Origin of the sequence: Enterobacter cloacae complex sp. P17RS, assembly GCF_014895885.1 — a bacterium.
Classification (GTDB): Bacteria; Pseudomonadota; Gammaproteobacteria; order Enterobacterales; family Enterobacteriaceae; genus Enterobacter; species Enterobacter bugandensis.
Genome location: NZ_JADBQK010000001.1, coordinates 52955 through 77229, shown reverse-complemented (window position 1 = coordinate 77229; position 24275 = coordinate 52955). Strand labels below are relative to the sequence as shown.

General features: G+C 56.3%; 24 protein-coding genes. 15 read left to right on the top strand and 9 right to left on the bottom strand.

What is annotated here, in order from left to right:
* Window positions 1–2: 2 nt before the first annotated feature.
* On the bottom strand, window positions 3–686 hold the full coding sequence (locus tag IM265_RS00385; protein WP_193031168.1) for a TVP38/TMEM64 family protein: 684 nt from the start codon (window positions 684–686) through the stop codon (window positions 3–5).
* Between the two features lie 6 nt (window positions 687–692).
* A complete protein-coding gene (gene xthA, locus IM265_RS00380; protein WP_032644863.1) occupies window positions 693–1499 on the bottom strand; it encodes an exodeoxyribonuclease III in 807 nt (268 codons plus the stop codon).
* Window positions 1500–1932: 433 nt separating this feature from the next.
* On the opposite strand from xthA, the gene IM265_RS00375 reads away from it, so the two are divergent.
* The 7 genes from IM265_RS00375 (at window position 1933) to ves (ending at window position 9643) form a co-directional block, all read left to right on the top strand.
* Window positions 1933–3153 (top strand): aspartate aminotransferase family protein, encoded by a 1221-nt coding sequence (locus IM265_RS00375; RefSeq protein WP_028012790.1) that lies wholly within the window; start codon window positions 1933–1935, stop codon window positions 3151–3153.
* Window positions 3150–4184, top strand: coding sequence for an arginine N-succinyltransferase (gene astA, locus IM265_RS00370; RefSeq protein WP_193031170.1), 1035 nt, complete (start codon window positions 3150–3152; stop codon window positions 4182–4184). The genes IM265_RS00375 and astA overlap by 4 nt, the downstream gene beginning before the upstream one ends.
* A complete protein-coding gene (gene astD / locus IM265_RS00365; RefSeq protein ID WP_193031172.1) occupies window positions 4181–5668 on the top strand; it encodes a succinylglutamate-semialdehyde dehydrogenase in 1488 nt (495 codons plus the stop codon). The genes astA and astD overlap by 4 nt, the downstream gene beginning before the upstream one ends.
* On the top strand, window positions 5655–6980 hold the full coding sequence (gene astB, locus IM265_RS00360) for an N-succinylarginine dihydrolase (RefSeq protein WP_045630133.1): 1326 nt from the start codon (window positions 5655–5657) through the stop codon (window positions 6978–6980). Before astD ends, astB begins: the two co-directional genes overlap by 14 nt.
* 10 nt (window positions 6981–6990) lie before the next feature.
* The gene (gene astE, locus IM265_RS00355; RefSeq protein ID WP_126345718.1) at window positions 6991–7956 is read left to right on the top strand and encodes a succinylglutamate desuccinylase; all 966 of its coding nucleotides are present in this window, start codon (window positions 6991–6993) and stop codon (window positions 7954–7956) included.
* 337 nt (window positions 7957–8293) lie between these two features.
* Window positions 8294–8788, top strand: a complete 495-nt coding sequence (gene spy / locus IM265_RS00350; protein ID WP_028012795.1) for an ATP-independent periplasmic protein-refolding chaperone Spy — start codon at window positions 8294–8296, stop codon at window positions 8786–8788.
* Between the two features lie 297 nt (window positions 8789–9085).
* Window positions 9086–9643 (top strand): environmental stress-induced protein Ves, encoded by a 558-nt coding sequence (ves, locus tag IM265_RS00345; RefSeq protein ID WP_045261590.1) that lies wholly within the window; start codon window positions 9086–9088, stop codon window positions 9641–9643.
* Here ves and cho read toward each other — a convergent pair.
* Window positions 9621–10499 (bottom strand): excinuclease Cho, encoded by an 879-nt coding sequence (gene cho / locus IM265_RS00340; protein WP_088205593.1) that lies wholly within the window; start codon window positions 10497–10499, stop codon window positions 9621–9623. The genes ves and cho overlap by 23 nt on opposite strands.
* 180 nt (window positions 10500–10679) lie before the next feature.
* Window positions 10680–11504, bottom strand: a complete 825-nt coding sequence (nadE, locus tag IM265_RS00335; protein WP_028012798.1) for an ammonia-dependent NAD(+) synthetase — start codon at window positions 11502–11504, stop codon at window positions 10680–10682.
* Between the two features lie 232 nt (window positions 11505–11736).
* Here nadE and osmE point away from each other — a divergent pair, with 232 nt between their 5' ends.
* From osmE to chbG, 7 genes are all read left to right on the top strand, one after another.
* Complete coding sequence (gene osmE / locus IM265_RS00330; RefSeq protein ID WP_003857836.1) at window positions 11737–12081, top strand: osmotically-inducible lipoprotein OsmE; 345 nt, start codon at window positions 11737–11739, stop codon at window positions 12079–12081.
* Window positions 12082–12362: 281 nt separating this feature from the next.
* Window positions 12363–12680: a PTS N,N'-diacetylchitobiose transporter subunit IIB gene (gene chbB, locus IM265_RS00325; RefSeq protein WP_014883474.1), complete on the top strand. Its 318-nt coding sequence runs from the start codon at window positions 12363–12365 to the stop codon at window positions 12678–12680.
* An 80-nt stretch (window positions 12681–12760) separates the two neighbouring features.
* Entirely contained in the window at window positions 12761–14119 is a 1359-nt protein-coding gene (gene chbC, locus IM265_RS00320) for a PTS N,N'-diacetylchitobiose transporter subunit IIC (RefSeq protein ID WP_028012799.1), read from the top strand.
* A gap of 47 nt (window positions 14120–14166) precedes the next feature.
* A complete protein-coding gene (chbA, locus tag IM265_RS00315) occupies window positions 14167–14514 on the top strand; it encodes a PTS N,N'-diacetylchitobiose transporter subunit IIA (RefSeq protein ID WP_028012800.1) in 348 nt (115 codons plus the stop codon).
* A gap of 5 nt (window positions 14515–14519) precedes the next feature.
* A complete protein-coding gene (gene chbR, locus IM265_RS00310; protein ID WP_028012801.1) occupies window positions 14520–15362 on the top strand; it encodes a transcriptional regulator ChbR in 843 nt (280 codons plus the stop codon).
* 109 nt (window positions 15363–15471) lie between these two features.
* Entirely contained in the window at window positions 15472–16827 is a 1356-nt protein-coding gene (locus IM265_RS00305; protein ID WP_193031176.1) for a 6-phospho-beta-glucosidase, read from the top strand.
* An 11-nt stretch (window positions 16828–16838) separates the two neighbouring features.
* The gene (chbG, locus tag IM265_RS00300) at window positions 16839–17588 is read left to right on the top strand and encodes a chitin disaccharide deacetylase (RefSeq protein WP_193031178.1); all 750 of its coding nucleotides are present in this window, start codon (window positions 16839–16841) and stop codon (window positions 17586–17588) included.
* A 123-nt stretch (window positions 17589–17711) separates the two neighbouring features.
* Here the strand turns inward: chbG and katE are convergent, their stop codons facing one another.
* Window positions 17712–19961, bottom strand: coding sequence for a catalase HPII (katE, locus tag IM265_RS00295; RefSeq protein ID WP_069732413.1), 2250 nt, complete (start codon window positions 19959–19961; stop codon window positions 17712–17714).
* Window positions 19962–20129: 168 nt separating this feature from the next.
* Here katE and cedA point away from each other — a divergent pair, with 168 nt between their 5' ends.
* A complete protein-coding gene (gene cedA, locus IM265_RS00290) occupies window positions 20130–20405 on the top strand; it encodes a cell division activator CedA (protein WP_223239595.1) in 276 nt (91 codons plus the stop codon).
* A 48-nt stretch (window positions 20406–20453) separates the two neighbouring features.
* On the opposite strand, the gene IM265_RS00285 is transcribed toward cedA, so the two are convergent.
* The 4 genes from IM265_RS00285 to hxpB all read right to left on the bottom strand — a co-directional run bounded on the left by IM265_RS00285 (window position 20454) and on the right by hxpB (window position 24220).
* Window positions 20454–21845 carry an L-cystine transporter gene (locus IM265_RS00285; RefSeq protein WP_049000720.1) on the bottom strand — a complete coding sequence of 464 codons (1392 nt, stop codon included), beginning with the start codon at window positions 21843–21845 and terminating at the stop codon, window positions 20454–20456.
* A gap of 129 nt (window positions 21846–21974) precedes the next feature.
* Window positions 21975–22565, bottom strand: a complete 591-nt coding sequence (locus IM265_RS00280) for a metal-dependent hydrolase (RefSeq protein ID WP_032644865.1) — start codon at window positions 22563–22565, stop codon at window positions 21975–21977.
* A gap of 94 nt (window positions 22566–22659) precedes the next feature.
* Window positions 22660–23421: a 2-dehydro-3-deoxy-D-gluconate 5-dehydrogenase KduD gene (kduD, locus tag IM265_RS00275; protein ID WP_041910455.1), complete on the bottom strand. Its 762-nt coding sequence runs from the start codon at window positions 23419–23421 to the stop codon at window positions 22660–22662.
* Window positions 23422–23548: 127 nt separating this feature from the next.
* Window positions 23549–24220, bottom strand: coding sequence for a hexitol phosphatase HxpB (gene hxpB / locus IM265_RS00270; RefSeq protein WP_193031180.1), 672 nt, complete (start codon window positions 24218–24220; stop codon window positions 23549–23551).
* Window positions 24221–24275: the final 55 nt, after the last annotated feature.

The following is a 24275-nucleotide window of genomic DNA, read 5'->3' as shown; positions in this document are numbered from 1 at the left end:
CCTCACTTTTTATCAGCAGGGAGATAGCGGGAAAACAGCCGGCGCGTAACCAGCGGTAATAACCCCAGTAGTGTAAAGGCGAATATCACGCCCGGCGACAAAATATCGCGCAGCGATGCCACTTTTCCCAGCTCCCGCCCGGCGTTCAGAAAGATAACCGTCGCGGGCAGCATGGCGAGCTGGCTGACCCACCAGTAGCGCCGGACCGTGATGCGGGTCAGCCCCATCAGTAAATTCACCAGGAAAAACGGGAACAGCGGCATCAGGCGCAGGGCAAAAAGATAGCCCGCGCCGTCGCGCGCCATGCCCGCATTTACCGTTGCCATCTGTCGGGCAAACCGCCGCTGCACCCAGTCGCGCAGCAGGTAACGGCTGGCGAGCATCGCCAGCGTGGCCCCGAGCGTGGAGGCAAACGAAACCAGCACGGTGCTTTCCCACAGCGTAAATAACGCCCCGCCCAGCAGAGTCAGAACCGCCGCGCCGGGTATCGAGAGAGCGGAAACCGCCACGTAAAGCGCAAAGAAGATCAGCGCGCTACGCAGCGGCGCGTGGTCGACATGGGAGAGTAGCGTCTGCTGGTGGGTTTTAATTCCTGCCAGAGAGAGCGTGTCAGGCGGCAGAATGACAAATGTCATAAGAAATGCGCCCAGAAGGGCGCACAGGAAAAGTGTTTTTCGTATGTTCACGCGCGATTACAGCTTGAATTTAGCCCATACCGGCGCGTGGTCCGACGGTTTTTCCATGCTGCGGATGTCGTAGTCGATCCCGGTTTCGATGCAGCGCTCCGCCAGCGGTGTACTCGCCAGCAGCAGATCGATACGCAGGCCGCGGTTGTCGTCAAAGCCCTTCGAGCGGTAGTCAAACCACGAGAAGCGGTCCTGCGTTTCCGGGTTGGCATTGCGGAAGGTATCCACCAGGCCCCAGCCCAGCAGGCGCTCCATCCACTCACGCTCTTCCGGCAGGAAAGAACATTTGCCGGTGCGCAGCCAGCGCTTGCGGTTCTCTTCGCCGATGCCGATATCCAGATCCGTCGGGCTGATGTTCATGTCGCCCATGATCAGCACCGGATTCTCTTTTTTCAGTTCGGTCGTCAGATAGTTCTGCAGATCCTGATAAAACTTCGCTTTGGCCGGGAATTTTGTCTCGTGATCGCGGCTCTCACCCTGCGGGAAATAGCCGTTAATGACCGTAATATTCCCGAGCGCGGAGGGCACTTCCGCCATGATGATGCGGCGCTGGGCTTCTTCACCGTCGCCGGGGAAGCCGCGGCGCACGGAAACCGGCGTGTCTTTGGTGAGCAGCGCGACGCCATAGTGACCTTTCTGACCGTGGTAAAAGACGTTGTAGCCGAGTTTCGCCACCTCTTCGAGGGGGAACATGTCGTCGTGAACCTTGGTCTCCTGCAGGCCGATCACATCTGGCTGATGTTGCTCAACAATGGCTTCTAGCTGATGAGGGCGGGCGCGCAGGCCGTTGATATTAAAAGAGACAAATTTCATAGTCGCTGCCAGTGCAAGGTGAATAGTGCATGGATGGTAGCAGAATTTGCGTCAACTGTTACCGGGTTCGACCAATAACTGCGACAGATATTGCCGGTGGTGCAATATTTGCACCATTCTGACGCGCTTCGCCCTCAAACAGGGCGTAAAGGGCCGATAAATTTCGCGAGCGATCACAATTCCAGAATTATATTTGGCCTGTGCATACTCTTTCTGATTTTCATGCGGCAAAGCGCCGCTTGTCGTAAAAATATTCACTTTTTATGCACTAACAGTGAATAACTCCATATTGTAACCTATTGATATTCTGTTACCTCACCCCGTTTATGCATTTTTATCGCTGGCTGGCACGAAGGCTGCAATCTACATTCACAGTGCAAACACTCAATTATTTAACATTCAAATAACTTTTTATTTACCGGATGAGGTCGCTATGTCTCTGTCAATTACGCGTGAAAATTTCGATGAATGGATGATGCCGGTTTACGCTCCGGCGGCTTTTATTCCGGTTCGCGGGGAAGGCTCACGCCTGTGGGATCAGCAGGGTAAAGAGTATATCGACTTTGCCGGGGGGATTGCGGTGAATGCGCTGGGTCATGCCCACCCGGCGCTGCGTCAGGCGCTGAATGACCAGGCGGCGAAGTTCTGGCATACCGGCAACGGCTTTACCAACGAGCCCGCACTGCGCCTGGCGAAAAAGCTGATTGACGCGACCTTCGCTGAAAAAGTCTTTTTCTGTAACTCCGGCGCGGAGGCCAACGAAGCGGCGCTGAAGCTGGCGCGCAAATATGCCCACGACAAGTTTGGGACGCACAAGAGCGGGATTGTGGCGTTTAAAAATGCTTTCCACGGGCGCACGCTCTTTACCGTGAGCGCGGGCGGCCAGCCTTCGTATTCGCAGGATTTCGCTCCGCTGCCGCCAGATATTCGCCACGGCATTTATAACGATCTTCAGTCCGCCAGCGAGCTGATTAACGACACCACCTGCGCGGTGATTGTCGAACCAATGCAGGGCGAGGGCGGCGTGCTTCCGGCGCAAAAGGCATTCCTGCAGGGGCTGCGCGAGCTGTGCGACCGTCACGACGCGGTCCTGATTTTCGACGAAGTGCAGACCGGCGTGGGCCGCACCGGCGAGCTGTATGCCTATATGCACTACGGCGTGACGCCGGACGTTCTCTCTACCGCCAAAGCGCTGGGCGGCGGCTTCCCGATTGGCGCGACGCTGACCACCGATAAATTCGCCAGCGTGATGACCGTGGGCACCCACGGCACTACCTACGGCGGCAACCCGCTGGCGACCGCCGTCGCCGGACAGGTTCTCGACATCATTAACACCCCTGAGGTGCTGAAGGGCGTTAAGCAGCGTCACGAGTGGTTCGTTGAGCGCCTGAACGCCATTAACGGCAAGCTTGGCCTGTTTAAAGAAATTCGCGGCCTGGGGCTGTTGATCGGCTGCGAGCTCACGGCTGAGTTTGCCGGAAAAGCGAAGCTTATTTCACAGGAAGCGGCAAAAGCGGGCGTGATGGTGCTGATTGCCGGTGCCAACGTGGTGCGTTTTGCCCCTGCGCTGATCGTCAGCGAGGAAGAGGTGCAAACCGGTCTGGACCGTTTTGCGCTGGCGTGTGAGAAGGTGAAATCCGGGGTGTCATCATGATGGTCATCCGTCCCGTTGAGCGCGGCGATATTGCCGGGCTCATGCAGCTTGCCGGTAAGACGGGAGGTGGGCTGACCTCGCTTCCTGCCGATGAAAAAACGCTGTCGGCGCGCATTGAGCGCGCCCTGCAAACCTGGCAGGGGACGTTGCCAAAAAGCGAACAGGGTTACGTGTTCGTGCTGGAAGACACCGAAACGGGGAGCGTGGCCGGGATCTGCGCCATTGAAGTGGCCGTCGGGCTTAACGACCCGTGGTACAACTACCGCGTCGGCACGATGGTTCACGCCTCGAAAGAGCTGAACGTCTATAACGCGCTGCCCACGCTGTTTCTCTGCAATGACCACACGGGCGCCAGCGAGCTCTGTACGCTGTTCCTCGACCCGGCGTGGCGCAAAGAGGGCAACGGCTATCTGCTCTCCAAATCGCGCTTTATGTTTATGGCCGCTTTCCGCGATCGCTTTAACGAAAAAGTGGTGGCAGAGATGCGCGGCGTGATCGACGACAAAGGCTACTCGCCCTTCTGGGAGAGCCTGGGCGAGCGCTTCTTCTCGATGGAGTTCAGCCGGGCGGACTATCTCTGCGGCACCGGCCAGAAAGCGTTTATCGCGGAGCTGATGCCTAAACATCCTATCTATACCCATTTCTTAACGCCGGAAGCGCAGGCGGTAATTGGCGAAGTGCATCCGCAAACCGCGCCTGCCCGCGCGGTGCTGGAGAAAGAGGGCTTCCGCTACCGTAACTATGTCGACATCTTTGACGGCGGGCCAACGCTTGAGTGCGATATCGACCGCGTGCGCGCCATCCGTAAAAGCCGCCTGGTTGAGGTATCCGAAGGCCAGCCCGCGCCGGGTGACTGGCCGGCATGCCTGGTGGCGAACGAAAATTATGCCAACTTCCGCGCCATGCTGGTGTGGAGCAACCCGAAATGTGAACGTCTGGTGCTGACAGCTGCAGAGCTGGATGCCCTGAAATGTAACGCCGGCGATACGGTTCGCCTGGTGCGTCTCTGCCCTGAGGAGAAAACAGCATGACATTATGGATTAACGGTGACTGGGTAACGGGCGAAGGCGAACAGCGCGTAAAAACCAATCCAGTTGGAAAAGAGGTGCTGTGGAAGGGAAATGACGCCAGCGCCGCGCAGGTCGAGCAGGCCTGCCGTTCCGCACGACACGCGTTTCCCGCGTGGGCAAAACGGCCATTCGCCGAGCGCCAGGCGCTTATTGAAAAATTTGCCGGACTGCTGGAGGCCAACAAGGCCGAGCTGACGCGCATCATCGCGTCCGAAACCAGCAAACCGCGATGGGAAGCGGCGACCGAAGTGACGGCGATGATCAATAAAATCGCTATTTCGATTAAGGCGTACCACACCCGCACCGGCGAGCAGCATACCGAGATGCCGGACGGCGCGGCCACGCTGCGCCACCGTCCGCACGGCGTGCTGGCGGTGTTTGGCCCGTATAACTTCCCTGGGCATCTGCCGAATGGTCACATTGTGCCCGCGCTGCTGGCGGGCAATACCGTCATCTTCAAACCGAGCGAGCTTACGCCGTTAACCGGCGAGGCGGTGGTGAAGCTATGGGAGCAGGCCGGGCTGCCGCCGGGCGTGCTGAACCTCGTGCAGGGCGGGAGGGAAACCGGCCAGGCGCTGAGCGCGCTGAGCGATATCGACGGCCTGCTGTTTACCGGCAGCGCCGGAACGGGCTATCAGCTGCACCGCCAGCTGGCGGGGCAGCCGGAGAAAATTCTGGCGCTGGAGATGGGCGGCAACAACCCGCTGATTGTCGAAGATCCTGATGATATCGACGCTGCGGTACACCTGACGATCCAGTCCGCCTTTATTACCGCCGGACAGCGCTGCACCTGCGCCCGCCGCCTGCTGGTGAAGCGGGGCGAGCAGGGAGATACCTTCCTGAAACGTCTGGTAGAGGTGAGCGCGCGGCTGGTGCCAGCCACGTGGGATGCCGACCCGCAGCCGTTTATCGGCGGGCTGATCTCCGAACAGGCCGCGCTGAACGTGCTCAACGCCTGGCAGGACCACGTTGCACGCGGGGCGAAAACCCTGCTGGAGCCGAAGCAGGTTCAGCCGGGTACCTCGCTGCTGACGCCGGGCATCGTTGAGATGAGCGGTGCGAGCAGCGTGCCGGATGAAGAGGTGTTTGGCCCGCTGCTGTGCGTCTGGCGTTACGACGATTTTGATGCGGCCATTGCGATGGCGAATAACACCCGCTACGGCCTGTCGAGCGGGCTGATATCGCCGCATCGCGAGAAGTTTGAACAACTGCTGCTGGAAGCGCGTGCCGGGATCGTGAACTGGAATAAACCGCTGACCGGGGCGGCGAGCACCGCGCCGTTCGGCGGCGTGGGCGCCTCGGGCAACCATCGCGCCAGCGCCTGGTATGCCGCCGATTACTGCGCGTGGCCGATGGCGAGTCTGGAAACCCCGGCTCTGACGCTGCCGGCGACGCTTAATTCGGGGCTCGATTTTACGAAGGGAGAAGGCCATGAAAGCGCGTGAAGTCAACTTTGACGGGCTGGTGGGGCTGACGCACCACTATGCCGGTCTCTCCTTTGGTAATGAAGCCTCGACGAAGCACCGCTTTCAGGTCTCCAACCCGAAGCTGGCGGCGAAGCAGGGGCTGCTAAAAATGAAGGCGCTGGCGGATGCCGGCTTCCCGCAGGCGGTGATCCCGCCGCAGGAACGCCCTAACGTGGCGGTGCTGCGCCAGCTAGGATTTAGCGGTACGGACGAGCAGGTCGTCGAAAAAGCGGGTACGCAGACGCCGCATTTGCTCTCTGCGGCAAGCTCTGCCTCTTCAATGTGGGTGGCAAACGCGGCCACCGTCGCGCCGTCAGCCGATACGCTGGATGGTAAAGTCCACCTGACGGTGGCGAACCTGAATAATAAGTTTCATCGCGCCACCGAAGCGGACACCACCGAGCGCGTGCTGCGCGCTATTTTCAAGCATGACGCCCATTTTGAGATCCATCAGGCCCTGCCGCAGGTGGCGATGTTTGGCGACGAAGGCGCGGCCAACCATAACCGGCTGGGTGGCGATTACGGCGATCCCGCCGTGCAGCTGTTTATCTACGGGCGGGAAGAGGGCGGCCACGCCGCGCCAACCCGTTATCCAGCGCGTCAGACGCTTGCGGCCAGCCAGGCGGTTGCGCGCCTGAACCAGGTCAATCCTTCCCAGGTAATTTTTGCCCAGCAGAACCCGCACGTGATCGACCAGGGCGTGTTCCATAACGACGTGATTGCCGTGTCCAACCGCCAGGTGCTGTTCTGCCATGAGCAGGCCTTTGCCCATCAGGATAAGCTGCTCGCCACGCTGCGCGAACGCGTGCCGGGCTTTATGCCGATCCAGGTGCCAACGCAGGCGGTCAGCGTGCAGGACGCGGTCGAAACCTATCTGTTCAACAGCCAGCTGCTGAGCCGCGATGACGGCAGCATGATGCTGGTGCTGCCGCAGGAGTCCCGGGATCATCGGGGCGTGTGGCGCTACCTCACCGAACTGGTGAAGGCCGATAACCCGATTGACGAGCTGCGCGTGTTTGACCTGCGCGAAAGCATGGCTAACGGCGGTGGTCCCGCCTGTCTGCGCCTGCGGGTCGTGTTAACGCCAAATGAAATACAGGCCGTTAACCCGGCAGTCATGATGAATGAGACGCTCTTTAACACCCTGAACGACTGGGTGGACCGCTACTATCGCGACCGGTTAACGCAGGCCGATCTGGTTGACCCGCAGCTGCTGCGCGAAGGGCGCGAGGCGCTGGACGCATTATCGTCAATCCTGCAGCTGGGCTCGGTTTACCCGTTCCAGCGCTAAAGGAGAGGATATGGAGAATTTACTGGCGCTGACCCTGGCCGATGAATCGCCGGACCAGAGTGAGGGGGAGGGCCCCTCATTCCGCTGGCGGTGGCTGGGGCGCGGGGTGCTTGAGCTGACGCCGAAGGCCAGCAGCGTGTTATCGCTGCTGCTTTCCACGGGGATCCACGGGAATGAAACTGCACCCGTTGAGATCGTCGATGGGCTGCTGCGCGCGCTGTATCGCGGCGAGATATCCCTTGCGTGCCGCGTGCTGGTGGTGCTTGGCAATCCGCCTGCGCTGGCGCAAAACAAACGGTATCTGGTCAGCGACATTAACCGCATGTTCGGCGGGCGCTGGTCGCAGTTTCCGCAGAGTGACGAAACGGCGCGTGCGCAGTGGCTGGAGAACGTCGTGACGACGTTTTTTGCCGCGGCGGGACCGGCGCGCTGGCATCTGGATCTGCATACGGCGATCCGCGCCTCTTACCATGTCAGATTCGGCGTTCTGCCGCAGCGCAATCAGCCGTGGGATGAAGCGTTTCTGAGCTGGCTGGGGGATGCCGGGCTGGAGGCGCTGGTGTTTCATCAGTCGCCGGGCGGGACCTTTACTCACTTCACTTGCGAACGGTTTGGCGCGCTGTCCTGTACGCTGGAGCTGGGAAAAGCGCTACCGTTCGGACAGAACGATCTCACGCGCTTTGCGCCAACGGAGCTCGCGCTTCGGGCGCTGCTCGGTGGGACGGCTACCGAGCACGCACATCAGCCCGTTGAGCGGTACCGGGTCGTACAGCAGATCACCCGCCGCAGCGAGGCTTTCAAGCTTCACATGGCCGCGCACACCCTGAACTTCACGCCGTTTCGCAAAGGGGCTCTGCTGGCGGAAGATGGCGAAGAGCGTTACGAGGTGCAGAAAACCACCGAATATGTGCTGTTCCCCAACCCCTCCGTAGCGTTTGGCCTGCGGGCCGGTCTGATGCTGGAAAAACTCACCTGAACCTTTCCCCTCTCACCATCCGGGAGGGGAAGTAAAAATGTTTTCTTAGCGATTAAAGCGCTCTGATTTCTTTTACGGAATATTCCTGGCGAATTGCTTTATTATTCACCGTCACTTCGTTATACTTCTGCTAAATAGCTTTAAAATCATTATATTGAATATTTCTTGTTGCAACTCTCCACGCTTTATCCTTATTTCCTCCACATTTGGCGAAAAAATGTTTTTTACACTTTCATTGTTTTACCGTTGCTCTGATTAATTGACGATAAACCCCGTAAAGTTAACCTCGTCAACACGGCATAGCGCCGAAGAATAACTGAAAGAAAGGAAATAAATTATGCGTAAGTTTACTGCACTGTTTGTTGCTTCTACCCTGGCTCTGGGCGCTACCAGCATGGCGTTCGCCGCAGATACCGCAACCACCACCGCCGCGCCAGCTGAAGGCAAAATGATGATGCATCATAAAGGCAAGCCGGGTATGCACCACGAGATGATGATGTTCAAAGATTTGAACCTGACGGACGCGCAGAAGCAGCAGATCCGCGACATCATGAAAAGCCAGCGTGACCAGATGAAGCGTCCTCCGCTGGAAGAGCGCCGCGCAATGCATGACATTATTGCCAGCGACAGCTTCGATAAGGCGAAAGCCGAAGCGCAGATCGACAAAATGGCCGAGCAGCACAAAGCCCGCATGCTGGCGCACATGGAAACCCAGAACAAGATCTACAACATTCTGACCCCTGAACAGAAAAAACAGTTTAATGCTAATTTTGAGAAGCGTCTGACAGAACGTCCGGCGATGGAAGGTAAAATGCCAGCACCAACCGAATAATCGGTTCACTCTCTTAAGACCGCCGGGATCCTGTCCACAAAAGCGAAATCGCTGTGGACAGGACCGGCGGTTTTTCTATTCTGCCCTCTTGCCTGCCGCCGCCAGCGCGGTATTCTCCTGTAGTCGCTTCAGAGAATGTCTGTAGAGTCATGGCGTTAGCATTTTTATTAACGTTCCGCTAAGGCCTGCCCGCTCTGCTGCCGATACTGTGTCTGTGAATACCTAACGATAACAAACAAGACTGCAGGGGTAGCGATATCCTTGCCCTGGCACGGGTTGTGCCATTCAGGAGTGGTGATGGAGTTCTTTGATATTCGTAAGATGCCGGTCAGCCTCTGGCGCAATGGTGCCGGCGAAACGCGAGAAATTTGCTGTATCCCTCCCGCGACGCGCGATTTTTTCTGGCGTGCCAGTATCGCGACCATCGCCAGCAACGGCGAATTCTCCTCGTTTCCCGGTGTCGACCGGGTCATTACCCTGCTGGAAGGCGGGGAGGTGACGCTGGATGCCGGTCAGGCGTTCTGCCATACCCTTAAACAGCATCAGCCTTACAGTTTTGCTGGCGATTTGCCGGTGAAGGCGCTGCTTTCCGATGGCAGGATGGCGATGGATTTCAACATCATGACCCGGCGCGATTGCTGTCAGGCGAAGGTGCGGGTTGCCGATCGTACTTTTACCACCTTTGGCTCGCGCGGGGGCGTGGTGTTTGTATTAAGCGGTGCGTGGCAGCTGGGTGATAAATTGCTGACGGCCGATCAGGGCGCCAGCTGGCAGGAGGGGACCCATACTCTGCGTCTGCTGGAGTCTCAGGGCACCCTGCTGTTCAGTGAAATTAATTGGCTGCCGGGTCACTGAGTGCGATGATCTCGAACTTGCCCGCTAATACGGGCTTGCAGAGGATTTTGTAGCCGTCGTGGTCGAATCCCGCGGGGGTGCGCAGCAGGGTTGCCGCGTCGCTTAAATCATCGACCGCCCCCAGCCAGAGCCAGTTATTGACGATGTGATACTGCGTCATGGTTTCACCCACTTCTTTTAGCGCAACGGCGCCGTCCCACGGCCAGCAGTTGACGCTGATCCCGGCCAGTCCCGCGAGGAGCCGGGCGTGATGCGCCTCAACGCTCTCTTTTCCGCAGCAGGCACCCGCGCAGCGCTTCAGAGCGGAGCGGAAACAGGCGCGGCCCCGCGTGGTGCCCTCTAGCCCTAAAAGGCTATAGCAAAGCTGCAGCTCGTCCGCGAGCGCCTGCAGAGACTGCAGGGCGGCACGCTTGTTTGCGAACAGCCCGAAGAGATTCGGGGCGTGGGAGAAATCGACCTCGCGGGCGTAGACGACCTGCGGCTTGCCGTCGGCGATCTGCAGGGAGCAGAGCTGGCGGTTGCGGCGCAGGCGCTTATTGAAGAGCGGCTGCTGCTCTTTTATCAGCCGGGCTTCCAGCAACAGCGCGCCCATTTCTCCCGCCGTCTGGAACCAGGTAATGCGTCGCGACTGGCGCAGCATGGCGGCCTCGTCCGGGGTGCGCAGGTGGGATAACACCCGGCTGCGAATGTTAACGCTTTTGCCGATGTAGAGCGGCAGGGTCTCGCTTTCACCGTGAAAGATGTACACGCCCGGCTGTTTGGGCAGCGCCTCAAGCCAGGGGCGAAGATGTTCGGGATATTCATAGATAGCCGCCGCTTCAAACTCAAGACGCGGGGCTGATTGACGCCTGCTCACATACTGCTCCATATACTGTTCAGGTATACAGTGTAGCAGGTGTGCTGTGGTTAAAAAAGAGCCGGGTAGCGGCTACGCCTCACCCGGCCATGACGTGCGGCCTGATGCCCTCACCCCAACCCTCTCCCACGGGAGAGGGCGCAAACACAAAAAACGGTAACCTGGGTTACCGTTTTGCTTTTATTTCCAGAAATCGTCAAACACCGTAATTGGCGTGTGGCGCTTGTGCTCGGTTTTCAGGTACCAGCCCTCGATAATTTTCGCGGTACCTTCATCCAGCGTTTTGCCTTCCAGATAATCATCAATGTTGTCATAGGTGACGCCAAGGGCCGCTTCATCCGGCAGGGAAGGGCGATCGTCTTCCAGATCCGCGGTTGGCGCTTTCTTGTACAGGTGCTCAGGGCAGCCCAGCGCGGCGAGCAGCTGCTTGCCCTGACGCTTGTTGAGACGGAAAATCGGGTTGATGTCGGTGCCGCCATCGCCGTATTTGGTGAAGAAACCGGTGATCGCTTCTGCCGCATGGTCGGTGCCTACCACAACGCCTTTGGTCATCCCGGCGATGCTGTACTGCGCTTTCATGCGCTCGCGCGCTTTCTCGTTGCCGCGCACAAAATCACTCAATTCAATGCCCGCTTCGCGCAGCGCCTGCTCGCTTGCCAGCACTGAGGCTTTGATATTGACGGTAAGCACGCGATCGGGCTGGATGAACGCGATGGCGTCCTGGCAATCCTGTTCGTCCGCCTGAACCCCGTAAGGCAGACGCACGGCGATAAACTGCAGCGCTTCGTCGCCCGTCTCTTCACGAAGCTCTGAAATCGCCATCTGGCAGAGTTTACCCGTCAGGGTAGAGTCCTGCCCGCCGCTGATGCCCAGCACCAGGGATTTCAGGAAAGCGTTCTTTTTTAAGTACGACTTTAAAAAATCCACGCTGCGGCGGATCTCTTCCTGTGCATCTATCGCAGGCTTAGCGCCCAGCGCCTGAATAATCTCTTGTTGCAGAGCCATCATGCCCTCCGTATGCAGAACATAAACAGAATGTGTTAACTGTTAAAACTAACCCTTTGGGCGGAAAACGACAAGGATCACAGTTTCGAGTGCGTTAATTTGCGGCGATTTAGCAGCTTATCGTTGTTTTATTAGAATTTTCCGAAATTCGTCTGGCGTAAATCACAAAGTTGAACAATAGTACTTTTTATCCCATGCTTAGATAACACGCTGATAAACAAGAGGACGGAATATGAACAAGAACGTAGCAGGAATTCTTAGCGCAGCGGCGGTACTGACGATGCTGGCAGGGTGTACGGCTTACGATCGCACCAAGGATCAGTTTACCCAGCCCGTGGTTAAAGACGTTAAAAAAGGGATGACACGTTCGCAGGTGGCTGCGATCGCCGGCAAGCCTTCTTCTGAAGTGACCATGATTCACGCGCGCGGTACGTGTCAGACTTATATCCTGGGTCAACGTGATGGTAAGGCAGAAACCTACTTCGTCGCGCTGGATGATACCGGACATGTGATTAACTCCGGCTATCAGACCTGTGCTGAATACGACACCGATCCGCAGGCACCTAAGGCGCAGTAACCCTGCTTGCCTGAAGATGTTAACAAACCGGCCTCTGGGCCGGTTTTTTTATTCATACGTTAATCTTATTTCTTTGCGCGAATTATTTGCCTGAAATGTGAAGGTAGTCAACAAGCCAGGTCAATGAGAGACAATTTAGGCCTATCCAGAATTATCTCCCCTCTGTACCATTGCGTATACTCACTTCAACGATAAACAACAGTACGCAAGCTACCTGTCTGCCGGGACAGCGAGTCGAGTGATAGCGCGACGGCAGGTAGTCATACAAGAGGGAAATTATGATGGAAAAGAAACATATCTACCTGTTCTGCTCAGCGGGCATGTCAACCTCGCTTCTGGTGTCAAAGATGCGCGCGCAGGCTGAAAAGTATGAAGTTCCTGTGGTGATTGAAGCGTTTCCGGAAACGCTGGCGGGCGAAAAAGGCCAGAAAGCCGATGTGGTGTTACTGGGGCCGCAAATTGCCTATATGTTGCCCGAAATTCAACGACTGCTACCGAATAAACCGGTCGAGGTGATCGACTCGGGGCTGTACGGCAAGATCGATGGTTTAGGTGTACTTAAAGCTGCTGTGGCAGCCATTAAAAAAGCTGCTAATTAATTTTTATTTTTCCCGTCAAAGAGTTATTTCACACACAATTACGCCGTAACATGCGTTACGGCATTTAAGGGTATTTTCCTATGAGTAAAGTCATCGCTTCACTTGAAAAGGTACTCCTTCCTTTTGCTGTTAAAATAGGAAAGCAGCCTCACGTTAATGCCATCAAAAACGGTTTTATTAAATTAATGCCGTTAACGCTGGCCGGGGCCATGTTCGTTTTAATTAACAACGTTTTTCTGAGCTTTGGTGAAGGTTCCTTCTTTTATTCATTAGGAATTCGGTTAGACGCTTCCACTATTGAAACCCTTAATGGTTTTAAAGCCATCGGCGGCAACGTATATAACGGTACGTTGGGTATTATGTCGCTGATGGCGCCTTTCTTTATTGGGATGGCGCTGGCTGAAGAGCGGAAAGTGGATCCGCTGGCCGCCGGATTATTATCCGTTGCCGCGTTTATGACCGTCACGCCTTACAGCGTGGGTGAAGCCTACGCCGTTGGCGCAAACTGGCTGGGCGGAGCCAACATCATCTCCGGTATTGTTATCGGCCTGGTGGTGGCAGAAATGTTCACCTTTATTATCCGTCGCAACTGGGTTATCCGCCTGCCGGATAGCGTGCCGGCCTCCGTTTCTCGTTCATTTTCCGCGTTGATCCCAGGCTTCATTATCCTCTCCATCATGGGGATTATCGCCTGGGCGCTCTCTCACTGGGGCACGAACTTCCACCAGATCATCATGGACTCTATCTCTACGCCGCTGGCGTCGATGGGTGGTGTGGTCGGTTGGGCGTATGTGATTTTCACCTCTCTGCTGTGGTTCTTCGGCGTGCATGGTTCACTGGCACTGGCCGCGCTGGACAGCGGAATTATGACCCCATGGGCACTGGAAAACGTTGCGCTTTACCAGCAGTACGGCTCCGTTGACGCGGCGCTGGCGGCAGGTAAAACCTTCCATGTGTGGGCGAAGCCGATGCTTGACTCCTATATCTTCCTGGGTGGTACCGGGGCGACCCTGGGTCTGATCATCGCGGTCTTTATTGTCTCTCGTCGCGCTGACTATCGTCAGGTGGCGAAACTGGCCCTGCCATCAGGCATCTTCCAGATTAACGAGCCGATTCTGTTCGGTCTGCCAATTATCATGAACCCGGTAATGTTTATCCCGTTCATCCTGGTGCAGCCGCTGCTGGCAGCGATCACCCTGACGGCTTACTACATGGGTATTATTCCACCGATCACCAACATTGCTCCGTGGACCATGCCGGCAGGTCTGGGTGCCTTCTTTAACACCAACGGTAGCGTCGCGGCCTTCCTGCTGGCGATATTCAACCTCGGGATTGCCACCCTGCTGTACATGCCGTTCGTGGCGATTGCGAACAAAGCTGCCACCATCATTGATGAAGAAGAGAGCGAAGAGGAAATTGCCCTCTCACTGAAATTCTAAGATTGACCGGCGCGGGGAAGCCCGCGCCAGCCACAAGGAGCTAAAACATGTTAGATTTGGATAGTATCGTCGCAGACGAAGCCGCAGAGAACGATCTCGAAGAAGTGGTGATGGGCCTCATTATCAACTCCGGGCAGGCGCGCAGCCTGGCGTATGCCGCACTGAAGCAGGCCAAGCAGGGCGATTTCGCCGCCGCGAAAACCATGATGGAGCAGTCCCGCACGGCACTGAACGAAGCGCACCTGGTGCAGACAAAGCTGATTGAAAGCGACCAGGGCGAAGGGAAGATGAAGGTCAGCCTGGTGCTGGTACACGCTCAGGATCACCTGATGACGTCCATGCTGGCGCGTGAGCTGGTGGCGGAGTTGATTGAGCTTCACGAGAAAATGCACTAGGTCGGATTGAGCAGCAGGAGGTCAGCACGATGGAAATCAAAACCGCATTTGAACAGCAACTGTTTAATGGCAAAAATTTTCACGTGGTTATCTACAACAAGACGGAGAGCGCCAGCGGTCTGCACCAGCATGACTACTATGAGTTCACGATTGTTCTGACCGGCCGCTACTACCAGGAGATCAACGGTAAGCGCGTCCTGCTGGAGCGAGGGGATTTTGTCTTCCTGCCGATGGGTTCCTATCACCAGAGCTTTTACGAATTTGGCGCGACCCGCATTCTGAACGTGGGCGTCAGCAGACGCTTCTTTGAGAAGCACTATCTGCCGCTGGTGCCGTTCTGCTTTGTGGCGTCCCAGGTATATCGTGTGAAAAACGAGTTCATGACCTGGATTGAAACGGTCATCGCCTCGCTTAACTTCCGCGACAATGAGTTTGATGAATTTATTGAAACGGTGACCTTCTACGTGATGAACCGGTTGCGGCATCACCGTGAAGAGCAGCAGGTGACGGATGATGTTCCACAGTGGCTGCGCAGCACCGTGGAACTGATGCACGATAAAGGCCAGTTCAGCGAAAATGCGCTGGAAAATATGGTATCCCTCTCGGGGAAATCCCAGGAATATCTGACCCGCGCGACGCAGCGTTATTATCGTAAAACGCCGGTGCAAATAATTAATGAAATCCGCATTAATTTTGCCAAAAAACAGCTGGAGATTACCAACTATTCTGTCACCGATATTGCCTATGAGTCAGGATATAGCAGTCCCAGCCTGTTTATTAAAACTTTTAAGAAGTTGACCTCATTCACACCGAACAGCTACCGGAAGAATTTAACGGTAATTAATTAACTTTCGGCGGATTACCCGCCATAAATATTGCTTTAATGGCTTGCCCAAATAGCGGGAAGAGTACGCTATACCTTGCAGGCGATTAACCTGATACGCTAAGGGAGATATTATGCAAAAGAAATTAAAAGTCGTAACCATTGGTGGCGGCAGCAGCTATACCCCGGAATTACTCGAAGGTTTTCTGAAACGTTATCATGAATTACCGGTCAGCGAATTATGGCTGGTGGACGTTGAGGGAGGTCAGGAGAAGCTGGATATTATTTTCGACCTGTGCAAGCGCATGGTTGAGAAAGCGGGCGTGCCGATGACCGTGCATAAATCCCTCGATCGTCGCCTGGCGCTGAAAGATGCGGATTTCGTTACCACTCAGCTGCGCGTCGGCCAGCTAAAAGCGCGCGAGCTGGACGAGCGTATTCCGCTGAGCCACGGCTACCTGGGGCAGGAGACCAACGGCGCGGGCGGCCTGTTCAAAGGCCTGCGTACCATTCCGGTGATTTTCGACATCGTCAAAGATGTGCAAGAGATCTGCCCGAACGCGTGGGTGATTAACTTCACTAACCCGGCCGGAATGGTGACCGAGGCGGTTTATCGTCATACCAATTTCAAACGCTTTATCGGCGTCTGTAATATCCCGATCGGCATGAAGATGTTTATCCGCGACGTGCTGGAGCTGACCGACAGTGACGATCTCTCAATCGATCTGTTCGGCCTGAACCACATGGTGTTCATTAAAGACGTCATCGTGAACGGTAAATCGCGCTTTGCCGAACTGCTCGACGGCGTGGCTTCCGGTCGCCTGACCGCGGCCTCCGTGAAAAACATCTTTGACCTGCCGTTCAGCGAAGGGCTGATCCGCTCGCTGAATCTGCTGCCGTGCTCATACCTGCTTTACTACTTCAAGCAGAAAGAGATGCTGGCTATCGAAATGGGCGAGTACTATAAGGGCGGCGCGCGTGCGCAAATCGTTCAGAAAGTTGAGAAGCAGCTGTTCGATTTATATAAAGATCCGAACCTGAACGTCAAACCGAAAGCGCTTGAGCAGCGCGGTGGGGCCTATTACTCCGATGCAGCGTGTGAAGTGATCAACGCCATCTACAACGACAAGCAGGCGGAGCACTATGTTAACGTGCCGCATCACGGCCATATCGACAATATCCCGGCGGACTGGGCCGTCGAGATGACCTGCATTCTGGGGCGCGAGGGGGCTAAACCGCATCCACGTATCACCCACTTCGACGACAAAGTTATGGGCCTGATCCACACCATCAAAGGCTTTGAAGTGGCAGCGAGCAACGCGGCGCTAAGCGGTGAACTCAATGACGTGCTTCTGGCGCTGAACCTCAGCCCGCTGGTGCATTCCGACCGCGATGCGGAGCAGTTGGCCAGCGAGATGATCCTGGCGCATGAAAAATGGTTGCCGAACTTTGCCGCCACGATTGAGAAGCTGAAGTTCAAACAACACTGAGAGGACGCACAATGGAAAACCTGCTGATCGTTAATGCTGATGACTTTGGCCTTTCGAAAGGCCAGAACTACGGCATTATTGAAGCCTGTCGCCGCGGGGTAGTGACCTCTACAACGGCACTGGTGAACGGTGAAGCGGTTGAACACGCGGCGCAGCTGAGCCGCGAGGTGCCAGAGCTGGGTGTCGGCATGCATTTTGTGCTGACGCTCGGGATGCCGCTTTCGCCTATGCCGGGCCTGACGCGTGACGGTCTGCTGGGCAAATGGATTTGGGAACTGGCGGAGCAGGACGCTCTGCCGCTCGAAGAGATTGCCCGTGAGCTGGACTGCCAGTACAACCGCTTTGTTGATCTTTTTGGCAAGGCGCCGTCGCACATCGACAGCCACCATCATGTGCACATGATCCCGGCGATTTTCCCGATTGTTGCGGCATTTGCCCAACGCAAAGGCGTGGCGATGCGCGTGGATCGTGAGGTGCAGGGCGTGCCGCACTGTGCCGTGACAACAACAGAGGGGTTCAGCAGTGCCTTTTACGGTGACGAGATCGACGAAGCGCTGTTCCTCAAGGTGCTGGATGATTCCGCCGCGCGGGGGGAACGGTCGCTGGAGGTCATGGCGCATCCCGCCTTTGTCGATAACACCGTGCGTAAGAGCGCCTACTGCTGGCCGCGCCTGGCGGAGCTGGATGTCCTGACGTCGCCGTCGCTGAAATACGCCATTGCCGAGCGTGGGTATCAGTTGGGGACGTTTGGGGATCTGTAAGAAGTGCCGGGTGGCGAGGTAAAAGCAAAACGGTAACCTGGGTTACCGTTTTTATTGTTTTCTCCCTCTCCCGTGGGAGAGGGGCGGGGTGAGGGCATCAGGCCGCACAACCGGGAATGGTTTTTACGCCGGAATCTGATCGATCTTACTGCTGCGCGACCAGACGCGGTGCGCGGCGAGCAAATCAAACAGCTTCGTCATAAACGCATCGTCAACGCTATCTCCCTCGACAATGCCGTCCTCACCCTGCTCGGCAACCTTCAGTTGCGCCTTAAACTGCCGTGCGTCGCCGGACAGCGCAATGGGCTTCAGGTGCTTATAGGCTTCCAGCAGATAATAGATGGCATCACCGTTGTTGAGCAGGCTGGCAATATCCCCGCACGGCACGATCACCGCATCGACGGTCAGCGATGGCGCACCGGCAAAGGTCGCCGCGACCGGCAGCACGGAGCCGTCATCAGCCGTCACTTCACCCATGCGGGAATAGAGCAGTTTGGCGTGTACGCCCTGCGTTTTTAGCGCCTGCATAATCCCCAGCACGTCGCTGGCGCGAGTTTTGTCGTTCAGCAGGATGGCGACTACGCGGCCCTTAATTGAACCACCCGGCACCGCATACAGGCTCAGCGATGGATCTTTCTTCACGCCGTTAACCTCTTTCGGTGGCGCAAGGTTACGCTGTTCGTCCGTTAGTGTGATACCAAGGTTATCCGCCACGCTCTGGGCAAGCTGAATATCAATGTGCGCCAGCTGATCGACCACGCGCTCGCGGATGTAGGTGCGCACCACTTTGCTCAGTTCGAAGCTAAAGCCGCCGATGATGTGCTGTTGCTCAATCGGCGTCTGGCTGTTCCAGAACAGGCGAGGGTGGGCGTAATACTCACCGAACGAGGGGCTGCGCTCGCGAATTTTGTTGCCGTCGATACGCTCCTGGTACGATTCGAATCCGCCGCGTTTCGGCCCCGGCGGGGTTTCTCGCGGCCAGTTGTCGTTGATGGAGTTCGGCTCATAGTTTGCCGGGTTGGTATCAATATCCTGACGGTGCATCCCGTCGCGCTGGAAGTTATGGTACGGGCAGGTTGGGCGGTTAATCGGGATCTCGTGGAAGTTCGGCCCGCCAAGACGGCTAATCTGCGTATCGGTATACGAGAACAGACGTCCCTGTAAGAGCGGATCGTTGGTGAAATCCAGTCCGGGGACGATGTGGCCCGGGTGGAACGCGGCCTGCTCGTTTTCGGCAAAGAAATTATCCGGGTTGCGGTTAAGCACCATTTTCCCCACCAGCTGAACGGGCACCAGCTCCTCAGGGATGAGTTTTGTCGGGTCAAGCAGGTCGAAATCGAACTTAAACTCGTCTTCTTCCGGGATCAGCTGTAAGCCCAGTTCATATTCCGGGAAGTCACCCGCTTCAATGGATTCCCACAGTTCGCGACGATGGAAGTCCGGATCGCGCCCGGTGAGCTTCTGCGCCTCGTCCCATACCAGCGAGGCTTTGCCCGCTACCGGCTTCCAGTGGAAGCGCACAAACGTGGCTTTTCCTTCCGCGTTGATCATGCGGAAGGTATGAATACCGAACCCTTCCATCGTGCGATAGCTGCGCGGGATCCCACGGTCGGACATCGCCCACATCACGTTGTGTAAGGTTTCAGGCTGCAGGGAGACATAGTCCCAGAAGGTATCGTGCGCACTTTGTCCCTGGGGTATGGCCCAGTGGGGCTCCGGTTTTACCGCATGGACAAAGTCAGGAAATTTATGCGCATCCTGAATGAAAAACACCGGGGTGTTATTGCCTACCAGATCGAAAATACCCTCTTCGGTATAAAACTTGGTGGCAAAGCCGCGGATATCACGCACCGTGTCTGCCGAACCTGCGCCACCCTGCACGGTGGAGAAACGCACAAAGACCGGCGTGATTTTATCCGGGTCGGAGAGGAAATCCGCTTTGGTGATCGCTTTCAGGCTTTTATAGGGCTGGAAGTAGCCGTGCGCCGCAGAACCGCGCGCGTGAACGATGCGTTCCGGAATTCGCTCATGGTCAAAATGGGTAATTTTTTCCCGCAGGATGAAATCTTCCAGCAGGGTCGGTCCGCGCGTGCCTGCGCGAAGGGAGTTTTGATCGTCAGCAATGCGCACGCCCTGATTGGTGGTGAGTGCAAAACCTTCACCGCCTTTACGGTGTGGCTCAAGCGATTTCAGCTTCTCGTTTCCGGTGTCCGGCGATTTCATGCTTCCCGGCGCGGTTGGTTGTTCGCCAGGGGCTGATGGGCCCGGCGAGGGGCGGTGAGAGCCGTCAGCAGGGGCGAGAGAGTCCATACCCGGTTGAGATTCTTCAGTGCCATGAATCGGTGATTGATGTGATTTATCTTTGTTCGACATTGCACGCTTCTCCTTTATCCATTGCTAAAAACCCTATTAAGGATAGAACAATGTCGTGAGATAGCTCGCTAACTAAGCGTTTTTCACATGACGTTATTAACGAAAGGAGCCATCTCACCCACTCGGAGCGCGACGTAAGGCAGCAGGATCGGCTATCATAGAATTTTCCTGCTTCAAGAATTTGCTTTAGTGAATCCGTCGCTTATGAAACCTCTTCGTCAACAAAACCGCCAGGTTATTAGCTATGTGCCCCGCGTTGAGCCCGCGCCGCCTGACCATGCATTGAAAGTGGATGGTTTTCGTGATGTCTGGCTGCTTCGCGGTAAATATGTGGCTTTTGTCCTGATGGGGGAACATTTCCGCCGGTCGCCGGCGTTTTCCGTGCCGGAGTCAGCCCAGCGATGGGCGACGCAAATCCGCCAGGATGAAGAGGTTGAAGAATAACAGCCATAAAAAAACCGCCATCAGGCGGTTTTTTTATTTCTATCGAGATTAACGGTGCGCCAGCTCGGCGTCGTCTTCACTTTCCAGAATGGTTTTGTCGGTCTGCTTCAGCCACTGGCTGGTCAGCGTACCGGCAGTCATGGAGCCACTCACGTTAAGCGCGGTACGGCCCATGTCGATCAGCGGTTCAACGGAGATCAGCAGGGCGACCAGCGTGACGGGCAGGCCCAGCGCGGGCAGCACAATCAGCGCGGCGAAGGTTGCACCGCCGCCGACACCTGCAACGCCGGCGGAGCTGATGGTAACAATCCCGACCAGCGTGGCGATCCAGACCGGATCCAGCGGGTTGATACCCACGGTTGGGGCAACCATCACCGCCAGCATCGCCGGGTAGAGACCCGCGCAGCCGTTCTGACCGATGGTAGCACCAAAGGAGGCAGAGAAGCTGGCGATAGATTCCGGCACGCCCAGACGACGGGTCTGCGCTTCAACGTTCAGCGGAATAGACGCTGCGCTGGAACGGCTGGTGAAGGCAAAGGTCAGTACCGGCCATACTTTGCGGAAGTATTTCAGCGGGCTGACGCCGTTCACGCCCAGCAGGATACCGTGCACCACGAACATAATGCCCAGGCCCAGATAAGAGGCGACTACGAAGCTGCCCAGCTTAATGATGTCCTGCAGGTTAGAGCCGGCTACCACTTTGGTCATCAGTGCCAGAACGCCGTATGGCGTCAGCTGCATGACCAGACGGACCAGCTTCATCACCCAGCTTTGCAGGGTATCAATCGCCGTCAGTACGCGTTCGCCTTTCGGCGCGTCGTCTTTCAGCAGCTTAAGCGCAGCCACGCCCAGGAATGCCGCGAAGATCACCACGCTGATGATAGAGGTTGGGCTTGCACCGGTCAGGTCAGCAAACGGGTTCTTCGGAATGAAGGAGAGGACCATCTGCGGAACCGTCAGATCAGCCACTTTACCCACGTAGTTGGTTTGAATTGCGGTCAGACGCGCCGTTTCAGCGGTACCCTGAACCAGACCTTCGGCCGTCAGGCCAAACAGGTTGGTAACCAGCACCCCCACCAGCGCGGCAATCAGCGTGGTAAAGAGCAGCGTACCAATGGTCAGAAAGCTGATTTTACCCAGCTGAGTGGCGTTGTGCAGACGGGCTACGGCGCTCAGAATAGAGGCGAACACCAGCGGCATAACGATCATCTGCAGCAGTTGGACGTAGCCGTTACCGACAATGTTGAACCACTGAATGGACTCTTTCAGTACCGGACTATCGGAGCCGTAGACGGCGTGTAAGGCCAGACCAAACGCCACACCCATGACCAGACCGACCAGTACTTTTTTCGCCAGGCTCCACTGTTTGTGGCGCGCCTGCGCGAGAAGCAATAGTAATACGACGAACACGACTATGTTCGCGATGAGTGGAAAATTCATCCCCGTTCTCCTGATTTATTATGTGGGATCGGTTTTTCCCGATCCTGTTGGCGGAAGGTTAGCAGAAGTGTGATGTGGCGCTTATATCCAAATGGAATGGTTTATGACAAATGGAATGATTTTGTTGGTTTACTGTTCAATCTGGTGATGAATAAAACGATTGAACTGAAATTGCAGCGAATTGATCATCTGGGAAGACCAGCGCACTGCACTGTTTTCGGGCAAGGTTTGCGGCATCCAGACGGCGTAGGCGAACAGCGCCATGCACAGCACGCGTTCAAGCTGATTCCCTTTCTGCGGCGCAAGGATCGGAAAACGGAAACGCCAGCGGCAGGGCCAAAGCAACGGCACGCCCGCGGGCGTCAGCATATCGGCGAGGATATGGCTTAAATAACCCAGCACCATGCCCTGAATGGCATCGCCCGGCACTATCCAGCTTTCAGGGACTTTTAAATAGAAAAGCGTGAGCAGGCCAAAAACGGCCAGCAGGCTATGGGTAAACCCGCGGTGGCCGAACGCGCGGGCGATGGGCTTCGACACCCACTTCAGGCGCTGTCCGAGGAAGGATTTGGGGTGGTCAATATCGGGCAGCAGACAGGTTAAAACGGCGGAAGGGACAATATGCCACCAGTCTCCCTGTGCAAGCACGGGAGTAAGTTCTGCGTTTTTGGCAAATACTGCGCACGCAATTGAAAAAAGCAGGTGGCCTTCCGCCGTCATGATAAAACCCACGAAACTGTCAATTTATACAGTATAGGGTTTTTATACAGTGGGCGAAAGAGGTGACGGTGTAACTGTTTGTCACAAACGCGCCTCAGCGCGCCAGCCAGCCGCCGTCGACGGCTAAGGTGTGACCATTCACGTAATCTGATGCGGGGGAGGCTAAAAAGACGACCGGCCCCTGAAGGTCATCCGGTACTCCCCACCGACCCGCCGGGATGCGGTCAAGGATCTCCGCGTTACGCTGTTCGTTATCGCGCAGCTGCTGCGTGTTGTTCGTCGCCATGTAGCCCGGCGCGATGGCATTCACGTTGATGCCATGTAGCGCCCACTCATTTGCCAGCAGGCGCGTGATCCCCAGTACGCCGCTTTTCGAGGCGGTATACGACGGCACGCGAATGCCGCCCTGAAAGGAGAGCATAGAGGCGATATTGATAATTTTGCCGCCCTGGCCCTGGGTGATAAATCGCTTAGCGACCGCCTGAGAGAGGAAAAAGAGCGACTTGAGATTCAGGTTCATAACGTCATCCCAGTCTTTTTCGCTGAATGTCAGAGCCTCCTCCCGGCGAATCGTCCCGGCATTGTTCACCAGAATATCAATTCGTCCCATCTCCGCCACGGCGGTGTCCACGACGTACTGAAGATTTTCCTGCTGGCTCAGATCGGCCCGAATAGCCACAAAACGTCTTCCCAGGGCGGTGACGGCGCTGGCCGTTTTCTCTGGAGCTTTGCGATTTACCCCAACGATATCGCAACCTGCCTGCGCCAGCGCAATAGCCATGCCTTGCCCCAGCCCGGTATCGCACCCGGTGATGAGGGCTACTTTGCCTGAAAGAGTAAAGGTGTCCAGTATCATACGCGCCTCAGAAGCTGGTTATCGTCGTGTTGACGTTAAAGATAGGAGGCAGAGATGAGAAAAGCAAACAAAATGAAACTGTGTTTTGTTTTTATCAGGCAGCATGACGCTGCCTGTAGGAGGGGCGCTATTCGCCGCGCAAGTGTTGTAGCGTCAGTTCAGCCAGCGAATTCAGCTTAACGTCGGCAAGAGCATACCGTGGATCGTGGCGGTTTTCTTCATCGGGCACCACAATGGAGCGCATACGCGCGGCTTTGGAGGCCACCATGCCGTTTACTGAATCTTCTAGCGCGACGCAGGTAAGCGGATCAAGACCCAGCTTCGCGGCGCAGTCCATATAGACTTGCGGATGCGGCTTGCTGTAGGGCAGTTTTTCCGCAGACGCCAGGGCGTCAAAACTGTCGCGCAGCTCAAACATGATCAGCACTTTTTCCAGCATATGCAGCGGTGAAGCGGAAGCCAGGCCAACCTTCAGCCCCTGAGATTTGCACAGCGCGACAGCCTCATGTACGCCCGGTAAAAGCGGCTTGTTCTCCTCCACCAGCGCGATGGCGCGGCTGATAATACGCGAGGTGACTTCGTCGCGATCGGGCCCAACCCACGGCTGTTGGGCGTACCACAGGTCAACGACCATATCAATACGCAGGCCCAGCGTGTCGGGAAGTTCATTACGGCGACTGATATCAACGCCCAGGCTGGCCATCACGTCCAGCTCGGCGCGATCCCACAACGGCTCGGAATCAATCAGTAATCCATCCATGTCAAAAATAGCGGCAAGTATCTGGCGCGGTGTCGACATCACAACGTCTCCTTATCCAGGTGTTCGACAGACGATAAGTGCTAAGCACAGTCTG